The organism is Streptomyces sp. NPDC025651, from assembly GCF_055558735.1.
Genome location: NZ_JBVHLZ010000007.1, coordinates 527,218 through 542,630, shown reverse-complemented (window position 1 = coordinate 542,630; position 15,413 = coordinate 527,218). Strand labels below are relative to the sequence as shown.

Sequence of the window (15,413 nt, the reverse complement as noted above, 5' to 3'; positions counted from 1 at the left end):
AAACGCCCGGTTACATTCCGAACCCGGAAGCTAAGCCTCAAAGCGCCGATGGTACTGCAGGGGGGACCCTGTGGGAGAGTAGGACGCCGCCGAACAATCTTTGGAGGACCCCTGGTCCCAGCGTTCACGCTGGGACCAGGGGTCCTTTTGTTTTTTGCCGAAGCGCGCCGGCACCCATGCTGCGCAAGAATGACTGCGGTACCGAAGACTAGGAGTCACCGATGTCCACCAACTCTCCCGACGAGCGTCCGGAGCGCGAGCAGCGCCGCCGGGACGGTGGTGACCGGGGCGGATACCGCGGGGCTCCCCGTCGCGACAACGACCGCGGCGGCTTCCGTCGTGACGACAACCGCCGCGATGACAACCGTGGCGGTGGCTACCGGGGTCGTGACGACCGCCGGGACGATCGCCGTGACGGCGACCGGGACCGTGGCGGGCGTCCGCCGTTCCGCCGTGACGACCGGTCCGGTGGTCCGCGCCGTGACGACCGTGACCGTGGTGGCTTCCGTCGGGACGACAACCGTGGCGGTGACCGTCCCGCCTTCCGCCGTGACGACCGGCGTGACGACCGTCGGGATGACCGTCGCGACAACGACCGTGGTGGGTTCCGCCGTGACGACAATCGCGGCGGTGGCGGGTACCGCGGGCGTGATGACCGTCGTGACAACGATCGTGGTGGGTTCCGGCGGGATGACCGGCGTGATGGTGACCGTCCCGCCTTCCGTCGCGATGACCGGCGTGACGACCGTCGGGATGACCGTCGCGACAACGACCGTGGTGGGTTCCGCCGTGACGACAACCGCGGCGGTGGCGGGTACCGCGGGCGTGATGACCGTCGTGACAACGATCGCGGTGGGTTCCGCCGCGACGACCGGCGCGATGGTGACCGTCCCCCCTTCCGCCGTGACGACCGGCGTGACGACCGCCGTGACGACCGTCGGGATGACCGGCGCGACAACGACCGCGGTGGGTTCCGGCGCGATGGTGACCGGCCCGGCTTCCGTCGCGATGATCGGCGTGATGACCGTCGTGACAACGACCGTGGTGGCTTCCGGCGGGATGACCGGCGTGATGGTGACCGTCCTCCCTTCCGCCGTGACGACCGCCGCGATGACCGTCGGGATGACCGGCGCGACAACGACCGTGGTGGGTTCCGTCGCGACGACAACCGCGGCGGTGGCGGGTACCGCGGGCGTGACGACCGTGGGCGTGGGCCGCGTCGCGATGACCGCGGTGGACGGCCCGGAGGGTTCCGTGGGCGTGACGACCGGCGTGACGGCGACCGCGGTGGGTACCGTGGCGGGCGTGACGACCGCGACCGTGACCGCGAGCCCATCAAGCGGCTGCCGATCCCCGAGGACGTCACGGGGCACGAGATCGACAAGGACGTACAGCAGGAGCTGCAGAGCCTTCCCAAAGGTCTCGCCGAGGACGTCGCCAAGAACCTGGTGATGGTCGCCAAGCTCATCGACGAGGACCCCGAGCAGGCGTACGCCTACTCGAAGATCGCCCTGCGCCTGGCCTCCCGGGTCGCCGCCGTGCGCGAGGCCGCCGGCTTCGCCGCGTACGCGAACCAGAAGTACAGCGAGGCCCTCGCCGAGTTCCGTGCCGCGCGGCGGATGACCGGCAGCGTCGAGCTGTGGCCCGTCATGGCGGACTGCGAGCGCGGCCTCGGCCGGCCCGAGAAGGCGCTGGACATGGCCGGCGCACCCGAGGTCCAGAAGCTGGACAAGGCCGGTCAGGTCGAGATGCGGCTCGTGGCGGCCGGCGCCCGGCGCGACATGGACCAGATCGACGCCGCCATCGTCACGCTGCAGAGCCCCGAGCTCGCCTCGAACTCCGTCCAGCCCTGGACCGCGCGGCTGCGGTACGCCTACGCCGACGCGCTGCTCGCCGCCGGTCGTGAGGACGAGGCGCGGGAGTGGTTCGCGAAGGTCGTCGAGTCCGACAAGGACGGCAGCACCGACGCCTCGGACCGGCTCGCCGAGCTGGAGGGCGTCGAGTTCGTCGACGCGCTGGTTGACGACGAGCACGACGAGCACGACGAGGGCGACGAGCACGACGCCGAGGGCGCGGATGCAGGTGCGGACGCGGAGAAGGTCCCCGCGTCGGATGCCTCTGACGCCTCTGACGCCTCTGACGCCTCCGACACCTCGGACGAGGACCAGCGCTGAGCAGTAGCAGTAGCAGTAGCAGTAGCAGCAGTAGTGGTACGTGAGAACGGGCGGTCCCCTCAGGGGCCGCCCGTTCTCACGTACCAGGTGTTTCCGGCGTCTCTCAGACGGCCAGGTCGCGCAGCACCAGGCCCGTGGCCGGCTTCGGGCCGAAGGACGTCGACTTGCGGGGCATCGTGACGCCCTGGCGGGCCAGGTCGCGTACGACCTCCTCGCGGACCGGGTGCATCAGGACCGCCGTGCCGCCGTCGCGCTCCGCCTTCTCGACCGTCGCCGCGGTGTCGTGGATGTACGCGATGTGTTCCGGGGTGTCCGGGATCCGCCAGACGTGGTCGAGCAGGGTGGCGTGCAGGACCGTCGCGTCCAGGGTGCGCCAGGCCTCGGGGTGGTCGGCCGGGATCGTGCGGTCGAGCAGGTCCTGGGCCGGGTGATCTATGAGGTGGAAGGCGCCGTCGCCCGCGAGGACGAAGGCGTTGCCCTTGGAGGCGGCCTCGGCGAGGGCGTCCAGCGCGTGCCCGAGCGGGCCCTCGACGGTGCGTACGCGGAAGGAGTCCCCGAGGGCCGCGAGGGCGTCGGACACCGGCAGCCGGTGGAGGTAGCGGTGGATGGCGCGGACGCGCAGCGGGAAGCGGGCGGTGTCCACCAGGAGGACCAGGCCGTAGTCCCAGGCGCTCGGCGAGGGCTGCTCGCCGCGCAGGCGCAGGTTGGTCGCCCAGCGGTGGTGGCCATCGGCGATCAGGGCCTGGTGGTGGGCGAGATCCGACTGGATCTCGGCGATCTCCGAGGGGTCGGTGACGGCCCACAGGCGGTGGTGGAAGCCGTCCTCCGTGGTCGTCGAAAGGAGCGGTTCGCGCCGGGCGGTGCGTTCGACGACGGCTGCCGCGCCCGTGGGCTCGCCCTCGTCGCCGCGGTAGGTCAGGAGGAGCGGCTCCAGATTGGCGGAGGTCGCGCGCATGAGGGCGGCGCGGTCCTCGACGACGTGGGGCATGACGTCCTCGTGGGGGAGGACGATGCCGTCGGCGGCCTGCGAGAGGCGGAGCGCGCCGATGATGCCGCGCTGCAGGATGTCGCTGTTCTGCTGTTCGTAGACGTACAGGCTGGGCTCGGTGTCGGGGGCGAGGATGCCCTCGGCGAGCCAGTCGTGGAGGGTGTCCGCGGCCTGCTGGTTGCGGGCGTCCGGGGTGGTGGCCTGCGGGAGGATCAGCCGGACGATGTTGTGCGGGTCGGCGGATTCCAGGTGGAGCAGGCCGTCGGGGCGTACGACCACGTCGTACGGGGGAGACGTCACCGCGGCGAGACTGCCGACCCGCTCGGGGACGTACCGCACCCCCCGGAACGGGATCAGGTCGAGACCGTTGGCGTCCATGTGACCCGCTGTATTCATTAGGGCATCGTATGTGTCCGAGCCGTGTAGGCGATGATCGGGGGGTGAGATCGAGCGAGGAGCGAAGTGCGATGAGCAAGACCGCGGGCCGGAGTGCAGGTCGGAGCGTCAGGACGTGCCCTGGGGGCAGTCGGCGGACGCTGAGTGAGGCCTACGACACGGCGCTGCTCGATCTGGACGGGGTGGTGTACGCGGGTGGGCAGGCCATCGCGTACGCCGTCGATTCGCTCGGCACCGCACGCGCGGGCGGCATGCATCTCGCGTACGTGACGAACAACGCGCTGCGTACGCCGGACACGGTGGCGGAGCATCTGACGGAGCTCGGGATTCCCACCGACGCCTCGGACGTCATCACCTCGGCGCAGGCGGCGGCGCGGCTCGTGAGCGAGCAAGTGCCCGCGGGGGCGCGGGTGTTGGTGATCGGTGGCGAGGGGCTGCGGGTCGCGTTGCGCGAGCGGGGTCTTGAGCCGGTGGATTCGGCCGACGACGATCCGGCGGCGGTCGTGCAGGGGTACGGCGGGCCCGACATGGCGTGGGGACGGTTCGCGGAGGCGTGTTACGCGATCGCGCGCGGGGTGCCGTGGTTCGCGTCGAACACGGACCTGACGATTCCGAGCGCGCGCGGCATCGCGCCGGGCAACGGCGCGGCCGTCGAGGTCGTGCGGATCGCGACGGGCGCCGAGCCGCAGGTGGCGGGCAAGCCGCTGCCCCCGATGCACCGCGAGACGATCCTGCGGACGGGCGCGGAGCGGCCGTTGGTGGTGGGGGACCGCCTGGACACGGACATCGAGGGGGCGTTCAACGGCGAGGTCGATTCGCTGCTCGTCCTGACCGGTGTCACCGACGGCGCGCGGCTCCTTGCCGCGCCGCCCGAGCACCGGCCGACGTACGTGGACGCGGACCTGCGCGGCATGCTGACCGGACAGCCCGAAGTCGCCCCGGTGGAGGGCGGGTTCGGCTGTGGCGGCTGGACCGCCTCGGCGCGGGACGGCGAGCTCGTACTGGACGGCGAGGGCGAGGTCATGGACGGGCTGCGGGCGCTGTGCGCGGCGGCGTGGACGGAGGCCGGGGACGGCGCCTGCACGCTGGATGCGGGCAAGGCGCTGTCGCGGCTCGGGGTGTGAGGAAAGGCGTGTAAGGCGGGCGGGCAAGGAGGGCGTACGGGACCGGCCCGCGGGGTGTCGGGTCAGGCGTTCTCGCCGCGCTCGATCAGCTCGTCCGTGGTCGTGTCCTTGCGCCAGTAGCCGGAGAACGACACCCTCTTGCGGTCGAAGCCGCGGTCCGTGACGAGGTGGCGGCGCACGGCCTTGACGGTCGCGGACTCGCCGGCGACCCAGGCGTAGGGCGTGCCTTCGGGGAGGTCGGCGCCGCTGATCGCGTCCCTGGTGGCGCCCTCCTGGGTGAGCCAGTGGATCTCGGCGTCGGCCTTGGTGGGCAGGGGCTGGCGGTCGGCGAGGTCGTGGACCTCGATCCAGACGCGGGTGGGCAGGGCGGGCGGCAGCGTCTCCAGGATGCTCGCGACGGCGGGCAGCGCCGACTCGTCGGCGGTCAGGAGCAGCCAGTCGGTGTCCTGCGGGGGCCGGAAGTCGTAGGCGCCGTTCTCCTCGTCGACCGGGGCGAGGACGCCGATGCGGGCGCCCGGCCGCGCGGTCCGTGCCCAGCTGGTGGCGGGGCCGTCGGTGGGCGAGGGGGTCGCGCCGTGGACGGCGAAGTCGACGATCAACTCGTCGGGGTCGCGGCGCAGTTCACGGGTCGTGTACGTGCGCATGATGCCGCGCACCGAGGGGTCGAGGGCGCACCAGTCGGCGTACCACTCGGTGGCGTCGCCGGTGTCGGTGTCCGGCATGACCGGGGCGTCCTGCCCGGGGTGCGGGAGGAAGATCTTGATGCGCTGGTCGCGGCCGCCGGAGGCCATGCGCCGCAGGTCGGGGCCGCCGAGGGCCACGCGGATCATGGCGGGGGTGATGTGCTCGGTGCGCAGCACCTGGACATCGAAGAACTGGTACGGGGATGCGGTTGCGGTCATCGCGTGAGCCTCTTCGACTGGTCGACTGCGGTGGCGAGCTGCTCGATGAGCGGTGCGTATCCGGCGTGGCTGAACTGGGCCTCGTTGGACCAGGAGATGACCTGACCGGCCCGTACCGCGGGCAGCTTCGCCCAGGTGGGCTTGTTCTTCTTGAGATCGGCCGGCTGGAGGTTGCCGGTGCGCTTGTCGACGAGGATCAGGTCGGCGTCGTAGGTGTCGGCGTTCTCCCAGCCGAGCTCCTGGAAGAAGGCGCCCTTGCCGGTCCTGTCGGGGGTGACGAACTCGACGCCGAGGTCGCTGTAGTAGCGCAGGTCGGTGAAGGAGGTGGGGTTCCCGACGTAGAGGAGGGGGTCCTGTGCGGAGACCGCCATGACCTTGAGGCCGCCGCGGGACTCGGCTGCTTCGGCCGCCTTGCGCAGGGTCTCGGACGCCGCTTCGAAGCGCTTCTTGGCGGCGGTGACCTTCTCGGCCCTCAGGTCGGCGCCCAGGGACTCGGCGAGTTCGGTGAAGCGGCCGATCACGTGGGTGAGGGAGCTCTTCGCGGTGAGGATGCCGACGCTCGGGGCGAGCGAGGTGATCTTCTTGGCGGACTCCTCGGGGACGTACCAGAGCGTGGGTGCGGCGTTCATGGTGCTGACGAGGAGGTCCGGCTTCAGGGAGGCGTACTTCTCGATGCTGAACTCGCCCCAGGTGTTGCCGATGACGGTCACCTTGTCGACATCGATGTCGCCGGCCTGGACGTCGGGTTCGCCGTTCTTCAGCCTGGTCGGGCCGAAGACGCCCGTACACTCGACGCCGAGGTCGTGGAGCGCCGCGGCCGCGCCGATGTAGGCGACGACGGTCTTGGGGGTCTTCCCGGACCGGGCGGTCGTGCCACGGTCGTCCTTGAAGCTCCAGGAGCCGCTGTCGCCGCCCGGCGGCCCGCCCCTGGTGCCGGAGCCGCACGCGGTGAGCAGTCCGCCGATGCCGAGCGCGCCGGCCGCGAGGAGTGCGCTCCGGCGGTTCGGGGCAGGCGTCGGGGCGCGACGGGATGCGTGCATCGGTGGCGCTTCTCTCGTCGAAGGTCAGTGCGAGGGTAGGCTAACCTAACCTGGTGTTGGTCGACAGTCCCCCTGAACCGCGCGCGGAGACCGCCGCCGCGCCTGCCCGACGCCGCGCGATACGCGGCATCGGGTTGCTCGTCTCCACAGCCGTCCTGCTGCTCGTCTTCCTCGCGAGCGTCGCGGTCGGCGCGAAATCGTTGTCCATGGACCAGGTCTGGCACGGGCTGTTCCAGGACACGGGGACGTACGCCGACGTCGTGGTCGGCGAGCGCCTGGCGCGCAGTGTGCTCGGGCTGCTCGCGGGCGTCGCGCTCGGCCTCTCCGGCGCCGTCCTGCAGGCGCTCACCCGCAATCCGCTGGCCGACCCCGGGCTGCTCGGCATCAACCTCGGCGCGTCGGCCGCGGTGGTCAGTGCGATCAGCTTCTTCGGCGTCACCTCGCTGAGCGGTTACGTGTGGTTCGCCTTCGCCGGGGCCCTGCTCGTGGGCGCCCTGCTCTATCTGCTCGGCGGCGCGCGCGGCGCGACCCCGGTGCGGCTCGCCCTCGCCGGCACGGCGATCAGCGCGGCGCTCTACGGCTATCTGCAGGCCGTCATGATCATGGACGGTGCCGCGCTCAACAAGATGCGCTTCTGGACGGTCGGTTCGCTGGCCTCCGCCAACATGGACACCATCCAGCAGGTCCTGCCGTTCCTCGCGATCGGCACCGTGCTCGCGCTGTGCCTCGCCCGGCCGCTCAACGCCATGGCCATGGGCGACGACACCGCCCGTGCCCTCGGCGCCCGTCTGACGCGGACGCGCGCCCTGTCCATGGCGGCGGCGACGCTGCTGTGCGGGGCCGCGACCGCCGCCTGCGGTCCGATCGTCTTCGTCGGCCTGATGGTGCCGCACATCGTGCGCTCCTTCACCGGTCCCGACATGCGCTGGATCCTGCCGTACGCGGCCGTCCTCTCGCCGGTGCTGCTGCTCGGCGCGGACGTCGTCGGGCGCATCGTGGCGCGGCCCTCGGAGCTCCAGGTGGGCATCGTGACCGCGGCCATCGGCGCGCCGGTCTTCGTCTTTCTCGTACGGCGCCGGAAGGTGGCCCAGCTGTGAAGGCCCTTCGTACCCGCGGCCTCTCCGTCCGGCTCGACGTCCGCACGGTCGTGGTCGTCACCCTGCTCGTGGTCGCCGCGCTCACCGCGAGCGTCGTCCTGATCGGCACCGGCGACTTCCCGATCCCGGCCGCCGACGTCGTCCGCACCCTGCTCGGCAACGGCGACGCGGGCCAGGAGTTCATCATCAACGACCTGCGCCTGCCGCGGGTCCTCGTCGGGCTCCTGGTGGGCGCGGCCCTCGGCCTCGGCGGCGCGCTCTTCCAGTCCATCGCCCGCAACCCGCTGGGCAGCCCGGACGTGCTCGGCCTCGGGCAGGGGTCGACCGCGGGGGCGCTCGCCATGATCGTCCTGTTCCAGGGCAGCGCGGTGCAGGTCGCGGGCGGCGCGCTCGTCGGCGGCCTCGTCACCGGCGTCGCCATCTATCTGCTGGCATGGAAGCGGGGCGTGCACGGTTACCGCTTCGTCCTGGTCGGCATCGGCGTCTCCGCGTTCCTCACCGCCATCAACGGCTATCTGCTCACCAAGGCGGACTTCGTCGACGCCGCGCGCTCCGTGGTCTGGATGACCGGCTCCCTCAACGGCCGCGACTGGGACCAGGTCTGGCCGCTGCTCGCGCTCTGCGCCGTCCTCGTGCCGGTCGTGCTCGGGTACGGCCGTCCGCTGCGGATGCTGGAGATGGGCGACGACGTCGCGAACTCGCTCGGCGTACGCGTGGAGCGCACCCGCTTCGTCCTGCTCATCGCCTCGGTGCTGCTCACCGCGGCCGCCACCGCCGCCGCGGGGCCGGTCGGCTTCGTCGCGCTCACCGCGCCGCAGCTGGCGCGCCGCCTCACGCGCTCGCCCGGACCCAATCTGATGCCCGCGATGTTCATGGGCGCCACGCTCCTGGTCGTCGCGGACTGGGCGTCGCAGCGGGCCTTCGGCGCGGACCAGCTGCCCGTCGGCGTCATCACCGGTGTGCTCGGCGGCGTCTACCTGCTCTGGCTGCTCGTCACCCAGCGCAAGGCGGGCCGGATATGAAGCCCCGCCACGATCGCGTACCACCCCATGACCAGAAGCAGGAGCGTGCTGCTGTGAACCGGCTCATCGCCGACGACGTCACCCTCGGCTACGACCAGCGTGTCATCGCCTCGAAGCTGTCCGTCGAGATCCCCGACAACTCCTTCACGGTGATCGTGGGCCCCAACGCCTGCGGCAAGTCCACGCTGCTGCGCGCCCTGTCCCGGATGCTCAAGCCGTCCGCGGGCCGGGTGCTGCTCGACGGGAACGTCATCCAGTCGATGCCGGCGAAGAAGGTCGCCAAGACGCTCGGCCTGCTGCCGCAGTCGTCCATCGCGCCCGACGGCATCACGGTCGGCGACCTGGTCGCGCGCGGCCGCTACCCCCACCAGGGCCTGCTGCGGCAGTGGTCGGACGACGACGAGCGGATCGTGAACGAGTCCATGGAGTCGACCGGCGTGCGCGAGCTCGCCGAGCGGTACGTCGACGAGCTCTCCGGCGGTCAGCGCCAGCGCGTCTGGATCGCCATGGCGCTCGCCCAGCAGACCCCGCTGCTGCTCCTGGACGAGCCGACGACGTTCCTCGACATCCAGCACCAGCTCGACGTCCTCGACCTCTGCGCCGAGCTCCACGAGGAGCAGGGCCGCACGCTCGTCGCCGTCCTGCACGACCTGAACCACGCCGCCCGCTACGCCACGCACCTCATCGCCCTGCGCGACGGCGCGGTGATCGCCGAGGGCGCGCCGTCCGACATCGTCACCGCGGAGCTGGTGGAGCAGACCTTCGGGATCCAGTGCCGGGTCATCGACGACCCGGAGACGGGGACGCCGCTGGTGATCCCGTCGGGGCGGGCGGGGCGCAGGCCGCCGGCCAAGGCGGCGGGTCCGGCCGAGGCGGCGGCCGGGGTTTCGGCTAGAGCAGCGACCTGAGCCGCAGCAGGTCACGGAAGCCCGCCTCCAGCTTGACCCGGCCCGAGGCCCAGGCCTTGGCGAAGTCGAGCCTGCCGTCCACCATCGCGACCAGGTCGTCGCCGGTCAGCGCGAGGCGGATCTCCGCCTTCTCGCGGGGCGGGCCCGGGTGGCTGTCGTGCACCGTGATCCGGCCGTTCTCGAGGCGGCCCGTGAAGGTGGCGTCGAGATCGGTGATGCGGCAGCTCAGCGAGCGGTTCAGGGCAGCCGCGCTGCGCACGTCGCCGTCGGCGGACGCGAGATTGTCCGAGAGTCTGTCGAGTGCCGTGCGGCACTCCGCCATGGTCGCCATCGTGATCGACGGTACCCCAGCCCTTCGGGGTAGCGTCGTGCCATGAGCGACTCTTACGCGGGCCCCGAAGCGGGGGAGGCGGCGGAGCCGGAGCCCGAGGTTCCGGACGAGCCGTCGTACGACCCCGCCGCCCCGGCGCCCCTCGGCGTCGAGCGCACGCCCACCGGCAACGCCGAGGTGGACGCGCGGCTCGCCCGCCTCGGCGACGCCGACCACCTCGCCACGGACGGCCACATCGAGGTGTACGAGGATGTACACCAGGGCCTGCGCGACGCGCTGACCGCGCTCGACGCGCGCCCCGGCCCACCGGCACCCACAGGGGTGCCCGGAACCGCGTACGACAACAGGAGCTGAACCGAACGTGGCAGGAGTGGCACGACGCCGCCTCGACGCCGAGCTCGTCCGCAGGAAGCTCGCCCGCTCGCGCGAGCACGCGAGCCAGCTGATCGCCGCAGGCCGGGTGACGGTCGGCAAGACCGTCGCGACCAAGGCCGCGACGCAGGTCGAGACGGCCGCCGCGATCGTGGTCTCGCAGGACGACAGCGACCCCGACTACGTCTCGCGCGGCGGGCACAAGCTCGCGGGGGCGCTGGCCGCCTTCGTGCCGCAGGGTCTCGTCGTCGAGAAGCGGCGGGCCCTCGACGCGGGCGCGTCCACCGGCGGCTTCACCGACGTGCTGCTGCGCGCGGGCGCCGCGCACGTCGTCGCCGTCGACGTGGGCTACGGCCAGCTCGCGTGGTCGCTGCAGAGCGACGACCGGGTCACCGTGAAGGACCGTACGAACGTACGCGAGTTGACGCTCGAAGCCATCGACGACATCCCCGTCGACCTGGTCGTCGGGGACCTCTCCTTCATTCCGCTCGGCCTTGTGCTGCCCGCCCTGGTGCGGTGCGCGGCGCCCGACGCGGACCTCGTCCTGATGGTCAAGCCGCAGTTCGAGGTCGGCAAGGAGCGGCTCGGCAGCGGCGGTGTGGTGCGCAGCGCCGAACTGCGGGCCGAGGCCGTGCGGGGCGTGGCACGGCAGGCGTGGGGGCTCGGCCTCGGGGTGCGCGGGGTGACCGCGAGCCCGCTGCCTGGGCCTTCCGGCAATGTCGAGTACTTTCTGTGGCTGCGCGCCGGGGCCGATGAGCTGGACCCGGCGGACGTTGACCGTGCCGTGGCGGAGGGGCCCCGTTGACCCAGACCCGAGTGACCCAGACCCGAGCTCGTACCGTTTTCCTGCTCGCGCACACCGGACGGCCCGCGGCCATCCGCAGTGCCGAACTCGTCGTCCAGGGACTGCTGCGCAGCGGCCTGGGCGTGCGGGTCCTGGAGGCCGAGGCCGCGGACCTGCCGCTGCCCGACGAGGTCGAGACGGTCAAGGAGGCCACCGCCGACTGCATCGACGACTGCGAGCTGATCGTCGTCCTCGGCGGTGACGGGACGCTGCTGCGGGGCGCCGAGTTCGCGCGGGCCTCCGGGGTGCCGATGCTCGGTGTGAACCTCGGGCGCGTGGGCTTCCTCGCGGAGGCGGAGCGGGACGACCTCGACAAGGTCGTCGACCGGGTGGTCACCAAGGCGTACGAGGTCGAGGAGCGCATGACGATCGACGTCGTCGTGCACCGCAACGGCGACGTCGTGCACCGCGACTGGGCGCTGAACGAGGCGGCCGTGCAGAAGGTGTCGCCCGAGCGGATGCTGGAGGTCGTCCTGGAGATCGACGGGCGCCCGGTCACCGGCTTCGGCTGCGACGGCATCGTCTGCGCGACCCCGACGGGGTCGACGGCGTACGCGTTCTCGGCCGGCGGGCCCGTGGTGTGGCCGGAGGTCGAGGCGCTGCTCATGGTGCCGATCAGCGCGCACGCCCTGTTCGCCAAGCCCCTGGTGACCTCGCCGGACACGGTGCTCGCGGTCGAGGTCCAGCCGCAGGCGCCCAACGGCGTGCTGTGGTGCGACGGGCGGCGGACCCTCGAACTGCCCTCGGGGGCGCGGGTGGAGGTGCGCAGGGGCGAGGTGCCGGTGCGGCTCGCGCGGCTGCACCACGCGTCGTTCACGGATCGACTTGTCGCCAAGTTCGCGCTGCCGGTGTCGGGGTGGCGGGGCGCGCCGCACTGAGCAGGCGGCTCACGTCGCGCCGACCACGGAGATCGCCCGCTTGCGCAGGACGGCGCCCACCGGCAGGCCGGTGGCGAGCAGGGTCAGCAGCAGGGTGCCCGTCGCGACTCCGGTCGGCACGGTCCAGGGCAGGTAGGGCAGTGCGCTGCCGAACGCCGTGCTGAGGATGGGCGCCAGCGTGCCGAGCGCGATGGCGGTGCCGAGCAGCAGCGCGGTGCCCGCCACGACCACGGCCTCCCAGGCCGCCATCGCCCGCACCTGCGCCCGCCGGCTGCCGACGACCCGCAGCAGCGCCACGTCGCGGCGGCGCTCGAAGGAGATCATGGCCAGGGTGTTCGCCGCGGCGATGGCGGCGAAGCCCGCGTACAGCCCCGTGCCCACGTAGTCGAGCCAGACCTCGCCCGCGCTGCCCGCCGAACCGGTGTGGTGCTGGGCCGTCGTATGCATGCCGATCTTGGTGAGGCCGAAGCCGACGACGAGTACGAGGGGGACGACCGCCGCGGAGAAACGGCGCGGCTGCGAGCGGACGTTGAGCATCGCGAGGCGCGCGCTCGGCCCGAACCGGGCGACCGGTGCCGACACCAGCCGGGCCGCGGGGCCGATGATGCGGGGCCCGAGCAGCCCCGCGCCGACGCAGAACAGGATGAGGACGAGGAACGCGCCCTCGCTCGCCTCGTCCGCGGGCTGCTGCGACAGGAGCACGGAGACGACGCACGCCCCCGCCACCGCGAGCACGCCGAGGGGTGCCCGCAGGAAGCCGAGCCCGCGCCGCCCCGTCGCCGCCTCGGAGAGGGCGCGGGCCGGGCGGAGCAGCGAGAAGCGCAGGGCCGAGAGGAGAGCGGCCACCGTCGTCGTTACCACGGCCACGCCCAGGCACACCGGCAGGGCGAGCCAGCTGAAGCGGAAGGCGGCCTCGGCGGGCAGCAGCCCGTGGTCGATCATGCCCGCGTGCCACCAGCGGGCCCCGAAGCCGCCGAGGACGAAGCCGGCGAGGGCTGCGGGGATCGACGCGGCGAGGGCCTGTACCGCCACCGCGCGGCGCACCTGGCGGGGCTTGGCGCCGATGGAGCGGACCATGGCGAGCTCGCGGTGCTGCTGCGCGACGGCCGTGCCCATCGTCGACGCGACCACGAAAATCGACATGTAGATGGAGCCGATCAGCAGCACCACCGCCATGTCGCCGACGCCGTTCTCCGTGATCTGCCTGCGGGCCGCCGCGGAGAGCCCGGCGGTGCCGCCCGCGCTCGTCGAGGTGAGCATCATCGTCGACGCGCTCACCACGGTCGCGGCGAAGAGGGCGGCCACCGCCGTGCCCACGAATGCCGGGCGGTGCGCGCGCAGCGCCGCCGTTGCCAGTCCTGTTGCCATGTCGATCATGGTGCGCCTGGGGAGCGGCGGTGGACCATGTGGCGGGCCGGTGGATCCTGCGGGGGATAACCCCACCCCCGCGGCCCTCCGCGAAAGCCCACCCCCGCGGGTGACAGGGGTGTTCGTCGCGCCTTCTCGACCTGCGCCTTCGCGGAAGGGGCCCGGGGCCCGTCGCACACCGGGCCCCTGACCTCGTAAGGTCTTGTCCCGTGTTGGAGGAGATGCGGATACGGTCGCTCGGAGTCATCGACGACGCTGTCGTCGAGCTGTCGCCAGGCTTCACCGCCGTGACGGGTGAGACCGGTGCGGGCAAGACGATGGTGGTCACCAGCCTCGGCCTGCTGCTCGGCGGGCGCGCGGACCCCGCCCTGGTGCGGATCGGCGCCAAGTCAGCGGTGGTGGAGGGGCGCATTGCCGTGCCCGCCGACGCCTCGGCGGTCGTGCGCGCGGAGGAGGCGGGGGCCGAACTCGACGACGGGGCGTTGCTGATCAGCCGTACCGTCTCGGCGGAAGGGCGCTCGCGCGCGCACCTCGGCGGCCGCTCGGTGCCGGTGGGTTTGCTTTCCGAACTCGCCGACGACCTCGTCGCCGTCCACGGCCAGACCGACCAGCAGGGCCTGCTCAAGCCCGCCCGGCAGCGCGGTGCCCTCGACCGGTACGCGGGCGACGCGGTCGCCGTGCCCCTCACCAAGTACACGGCCGCCTACCGACGCCTGCGGGCCGTCACCGCCGAGGTCGAGGAGATCACCACGCGCGCGCGTGAGCGGGCGCAGGAAGCGGATCTGCTCCGTTTCGGACTGGAGGAGATCGCGGGCGTCGAGCCGCGCGCGGGGGAGGACGTCGAACTCGCCGCCGAGGCCGAGCGGCTCGGCCACGCCGAGGCCCTCGCCTCCGCCGCCACGTCCGCGCACGCCGCCCTCGCGGGCAATCCCGAGGACCTGGAGGGCGTCGACGCCTCGACGCTGGTCGCGGGCGCCTCACGGGCCCTGGAGGCCGTGCGGTCCCACGACCCCGCCCTGTCCGCGCTCGCCGACCGCCTCGGGGAGATCGGGATCCTCCTCGGCGATGTGGCGGGCGAGCTCGCCGGGTACGCCGACGACCTGGACGCCGATCCGCTGCGGCTCGCCGCGGTCGAGGAGCGGCGGGCCGCGCTGACCCAGCTCACCCGGAAGTACGGCGAGGACATCGACGCCGTGCTCGCCTGGGCCGAGGAGGGCGCGGCGCGCCTGGGCGAACTGGAGGGCGACGACGACCGGTTGGGGGAGCTGACCGCGGAGCGGGACGCACTCCGTGCCGAACTCGCCGGGCTCGCCCAGGCGTTGACCGAGGCGCGGCAGGAGGCGGCGTCGCGGTTCGCGGCGGCCGTCACCGAGGAACTGGCCTCGCTGGCGATGCCGCACGCGCGCGTGTCGATCGCGATCAGCTGCACGGAGGTCCCCGAGGGCGCCGACGGCGTGGAGATCGGCGGCCGCACGGTCGCGTACGGGCCCGCGGGCGTCGACGAGGTCGAGCTGCTGCTCGCCCCGCACCCGGGGGCTCCCGCCCGGCCCATCGCCAAGGGGGCGTCGGGCGGTGAGCTGTCGCGCGTGATGCTCGCCGTCGAGGTGGTCTTCGCGGGGACGGACCCGGTGCCGACGTATCTCTTCGACGAGGTCGACGCGGGCGTCGGCGGCAAGGCCGCGGTCGAGATCGGCCGGCGTCTGGCGCGCCTCGCCAAGTCGGCGCAGGTCGTGGTGGTCACGCACCTCCCGCAGGTGGCGGCGTTCGCCGACCGGCAGCTCCTTGTGGAGAAAACGAACGACGGCATGGTGACGCGGTCCGGGGTCCAGGTCCTGGAGGGCGAGGACCGGGTGCGGGAGCTGTCGCGGATGCTGGCGGGCCAGGAGGACTCACAGACCGCGCGGGCCCACGCGGAGGAGCTGCTGGCGACGGCTCGGGGAGACGGGTAGCGCGGTCGGTTCGTCCCGGG

15 protein-coding genes and 1 rRNA gene are annotated in these 15,413 nt (G+C 72.6%); 10 read left to right on the top strand and 6 right to left on the bottom strand.

Features of this window, described 5'->3' with window-relative positions; all coding sequences use genetic code 11:
- A 5S ribosomal RNA gene (gene rrf / locus ACZ4D5_RS26505) occupies positions 1 to 95 on the top strand; the annotation flags it as partial.
- 120 nt (positions 96 to 215) lie between these two features.
- Here the strand turns inward: rrf and ACZ4D5_RS26500 are convergent.
- Positions 216 to 1,373, bottom strand: coding sequence for a hypothetical protein (locus ACZ4D5_RS26500; RefSeq protein ID WP_467774908.1), 1,158 nt, complete (start codon positions 1,371 to 1,373; stop codon positions 216 to 218).
- On the opposite strand from ACZ4D5_RS26500, the gene ACZ4D5_RS26495 reads away from it, so the two are divergent.
- Positions 1,344 to 2,174 carry a tetratricopeptide repeat protein gene (locus tag ACZ4D5_RS26495; RefSeq protein ID WP_467774906.1) on the top strand — a complete coding sequence of 277 codons (831 nt, stop codon included), beginning with the start codon at positions 1,344 to 1,346 and terminating at the stop codon, positions 2,172 to 2,174. The two genes, ACZ4D5_RS26500 and ACZ4D5_RS26495, sit on opposite strands and share 30 nt — an antisense overlap.
- Before the next feature lie 103 nt (positions 2,175 to 2,277).
- Here the strand turns inward: ACZ4D5_RS26495 and ACZ4D5_RS26490 are convergent, their stop codons facing one another.
- Positions 2,278 to 3,558: a DUF1015 domain-containing protein gene (locus ACZ4D5_RS26490; RefSeq protein WP_467774880.1), complete on the bottom strand. Its 1,281-nt coding sequence runs from the start codon at positions 3,556 to 3,558 to the stop codon at positions 2,278 to 2,280.
- Between the two features lie 71 nt (positions 3,559 to 3,629).
- Here ACZ4D5_RS26490 and ACZ4D5_RS26485 point away from each other — a divergent pair, with 71 nt between their 5' ends.
- Positions 3,630 to 4,682 (top strand): HAD hydrolase-like protein, encoded by a 1,053-nt coding sequence (locus ACZ4D5_RS26485; RefSeq protein ID WP_467774879.1) that lies wholly within the window; start codon positions 3,630 to 3,632, stop codon positions 4,680 to 4,682.
- A gap of 62 nt (positions 4,683 to 4,744) precedes the next feature.
- On the opposite strand, the gene ACZ4D5_RS26480 is transcribed toward ACZ4D5_RS26485, so the two are convergent.
- Positions 4,745 to 5,584, bottom strand: coding sequence for a siderophore-interacting protein (locus tag ACZ4D5_RS26480; RefSeq protein ID WP_467774878.1), 840 nt, complete (start codon positions 5,582 to 5,584; stop codon positions 4,745 to 4,747).
- A complete protein-coding gene (locus ACZ4D5_RS26475; RefSeq protein ID WP_467774877.1) occupies positions 5,581 to 6,624 on the bottom strand; it encodes an ABC transporter substrate-binding protein in 1,044 nt (347 codons plus the stop codon). The genes ACZ4D5_RS26480 and ACZ4D5_RS26475 overlap by 4 nt, the downstream gene beginning before the upstream one ends.
- A gap of 53 nt (positions 6,625 to 6,677) precedes the next feature.
- Between ACZ4D5_RS26475 and ACZ4D5_RS26470 the strand changes: the two genes are divergently transcribed.
- From ACZ4D5_RS26470 to ACZ4D5_RS26460, 3 genes are read left to right on the top strand one after another with little or no spacing between them, the layout of a single operon-like run.
- Positions 6,678 to 7,721, top strand: a complete 1,044-nt coding sequence (locus ACZ4D5_RS26470) for a FecCD family ABC transporter permease (protein ID WP_467774876.1) — start codon at positions 6,678 to 6,680, stop codon at positions 7,719 to 7,721.
- Positions 7,718 to 8,743 carry a FecCD family ABC transporter permease gene (locus tag ACZ4D5_RS26465; protein ID WP_467774875.1) on the top strand — a complete coding sequence of 342 codons (1,026 nt, stop codon included), beginning with the start codon at positions 7,718 to 7,720 and terminating at the stop codon, positions 8,741 to 8,743. Before ACZ4D5_RS26470 ends, ACZ4D5_RS26465 begins: the two co-directional genes overlap by 4 nt.
- On the top strand, positions 8,740 to 9,651 hold the full coding sequence (locus tag ACZ4D5_RS26460) for an ABC transporter ATP-binding protein (protein WP_467774874.1): 912 nt from the start codon (positions 8,740 to 8,742) through the stop codon (positions 9,649 to 9,651). The genes ACZ4D5_RS26465 and ACZ4D5_RS26460 overlap by 4 nt, the downstream gene beginning before the upstream one ends.
- Here ACZ4D5_RS26460 and ACZ4D5_RS26455 read toward each other — a convergent pair.
- Complete coding sequence (locus ACZ4D5_RS26455; RefSeq protein ID WP_467774873.1) at positions 9,635 to 9,982, bottom strand: alkyl sulfatase C-terminal domain-containing protein; 348 nt, start codon at positions 9,980 to 9,982, stop codon at positions 9,635 to 9,637. The genes ACZ4D5_RS26460 and ACZ4D5_RS26455 overlap by 17 nt on opposite strands.
- A gap of 42 nt (positions 9,983 to 10,024) precedes the next feature.
- On the opposite strand from ACZ4D5_RS26455, the gene ACZ4D5_RS26450 reads away from it, so the two are divergent.
- Genes ACZ4D5_RS26450 through ACZ4D5_RS26440 form a run of 3 tightly spaced genes read left to right on the top strand, consistent with a single transcriptional unit; the run spans position 10,025 to position 12,076 of the window.
- Complete coding sequence (locus tag ACZ4D5_RS26450) at positions 10,025 to 10,336, top strand: hypothetical protein (protein ID WP_467774872.1); 312 nt, start codon at positions 10,025 to 10,027, stop codon at positions 10,334 to 10,336.
- Positions 10,337 to 10,343: 7 nt separating this feature from the next.
- Complete coding sequence (locus ACZ4D5_RS26445) at positions 10,344 to 11,159, top strand: TlyA family RNA methyltransferase (RefSeq protein WP_467774871.1); 816 nt, start codon at positions 10,344 to 10,346, stop codon at positions 11,157 to 11,159.
- 11 nt (positions 11,160 to 11,170) lie between these two features.
- On the top strand, positions 11,171 to 12,076 hold the full coding sequence (locus tag ACZ4D5_RS26440; protein WP_467774905.1) for an NAD kinase: 906 nt from the start codon (positions 11,171 to 11,173) through the stop codon (positions 12,074 to 12,076).
- A 9-nt stretch (positions 12,077 to 12,085) separates the two neighbouring features.
- On the opposite strand, the gene ACZ4D5_RS26435 is transcribed toward ACZ4D5_RS26440, so the two are convergent.
- Entirely contained in the window at positions 12,086 to 13,444 is a 1,359-nt protein-coding gene (locus tag ACZ4D5_RS26435) for an FtsX-like permease family protein (RefSeq protein ID WP_467774870.1), read from the bottom strand.
- Between the two features lie 221 nt (positions 13,445 to 13,665).
- Here ACZ4D5_RS26435 and recN point away from each other — a divergent pair, with 221 nt between their 5' ends.
- Entirely contained in the window at positions 13,666 to 15,393 is a 1,728-nt protein-coding gene (gene recN / locus ACZ4D5_RS26430; RefSeq protein ID WP_467774904.1) for a DNA repair protein RecN, read from the top strand.
- The last annotated feature ends 20 nt before the right edge of the window (positions 15,394 to 15,413 follow it).

What these genes read in the sequence shown, in the direction of transcription:
- recN (WP_467774904.1), top strand. Translation starts at nt 13,666, where the DNA reads ATGCGGATACGGTCGCTCGGAGTCATCGACGACGCTGTCGTCGAGCTG.
- ACZ4D5_RS26450 (WP_467774872.1), top strand. Translation starts at nt 10,025, where the DNA reads ATGAGCGACTCTTACGCGGGCCCCGAAGCGGGGGAGGCGGCGGAGCCG.
- ACZ4D5_RS26455 (WP_467774873.1), bottom strand. Translation starts at nt 9,982, where the DNA reads ATGGCGACCATGGCGGAGTGCCGCACGGCACTCGACAGACTCTCGGAC.
- ACZ4D5_RS26490 (WP_467774880.1), bottom strand. Translation starts at nt 3,558, where the DNA reads ATGAATACAGCGGGTCACATGGACGCCAACGGTCTCGACCTGATCCCG.
- ACZ4D5_RS26480 (WP_467774878.1), bottom strand. Translation starts at nt 5,584, where the DNA reads ATGACCGCAACCGCATCCCCGTACCAGTTCTTCGATGTCCAGGTGCTG.
- ACZ4D5_RS26435 (WP_467774870.1), bottom strand. Translation starts at nt 13,444, where the DNA reads ATGGCAACAGGACTGGCAACGGCGGCGCTGCGCGCGCACCGCCCGGCA.
- ACZ4D5_RS26475 (WP_467774877.1), bottom strand. Translation starts at nt 6,624, where the DNA reads ATGCACGCATCCCGTCGCGCCCCGACGCCTGCCCCGAACCGCCGGAGC.
- ACZ4D5_RS26485 (WP_467774879.1), top strand. Translation starts at nt 3,630, where the DNA reads ATGAGCAAGACCGCGGGCCGGAGTGCAGGTCGGAGCGTCAGGACGTGC.
- ACZ4D5_RS26460 (WP_467774874.1), top strand. Translation starts at nt 8,740, where the DNA reads ATGAAGCCCCGCCACGATCGCGTACCACCCCATGACCAGAAGCAGGAG.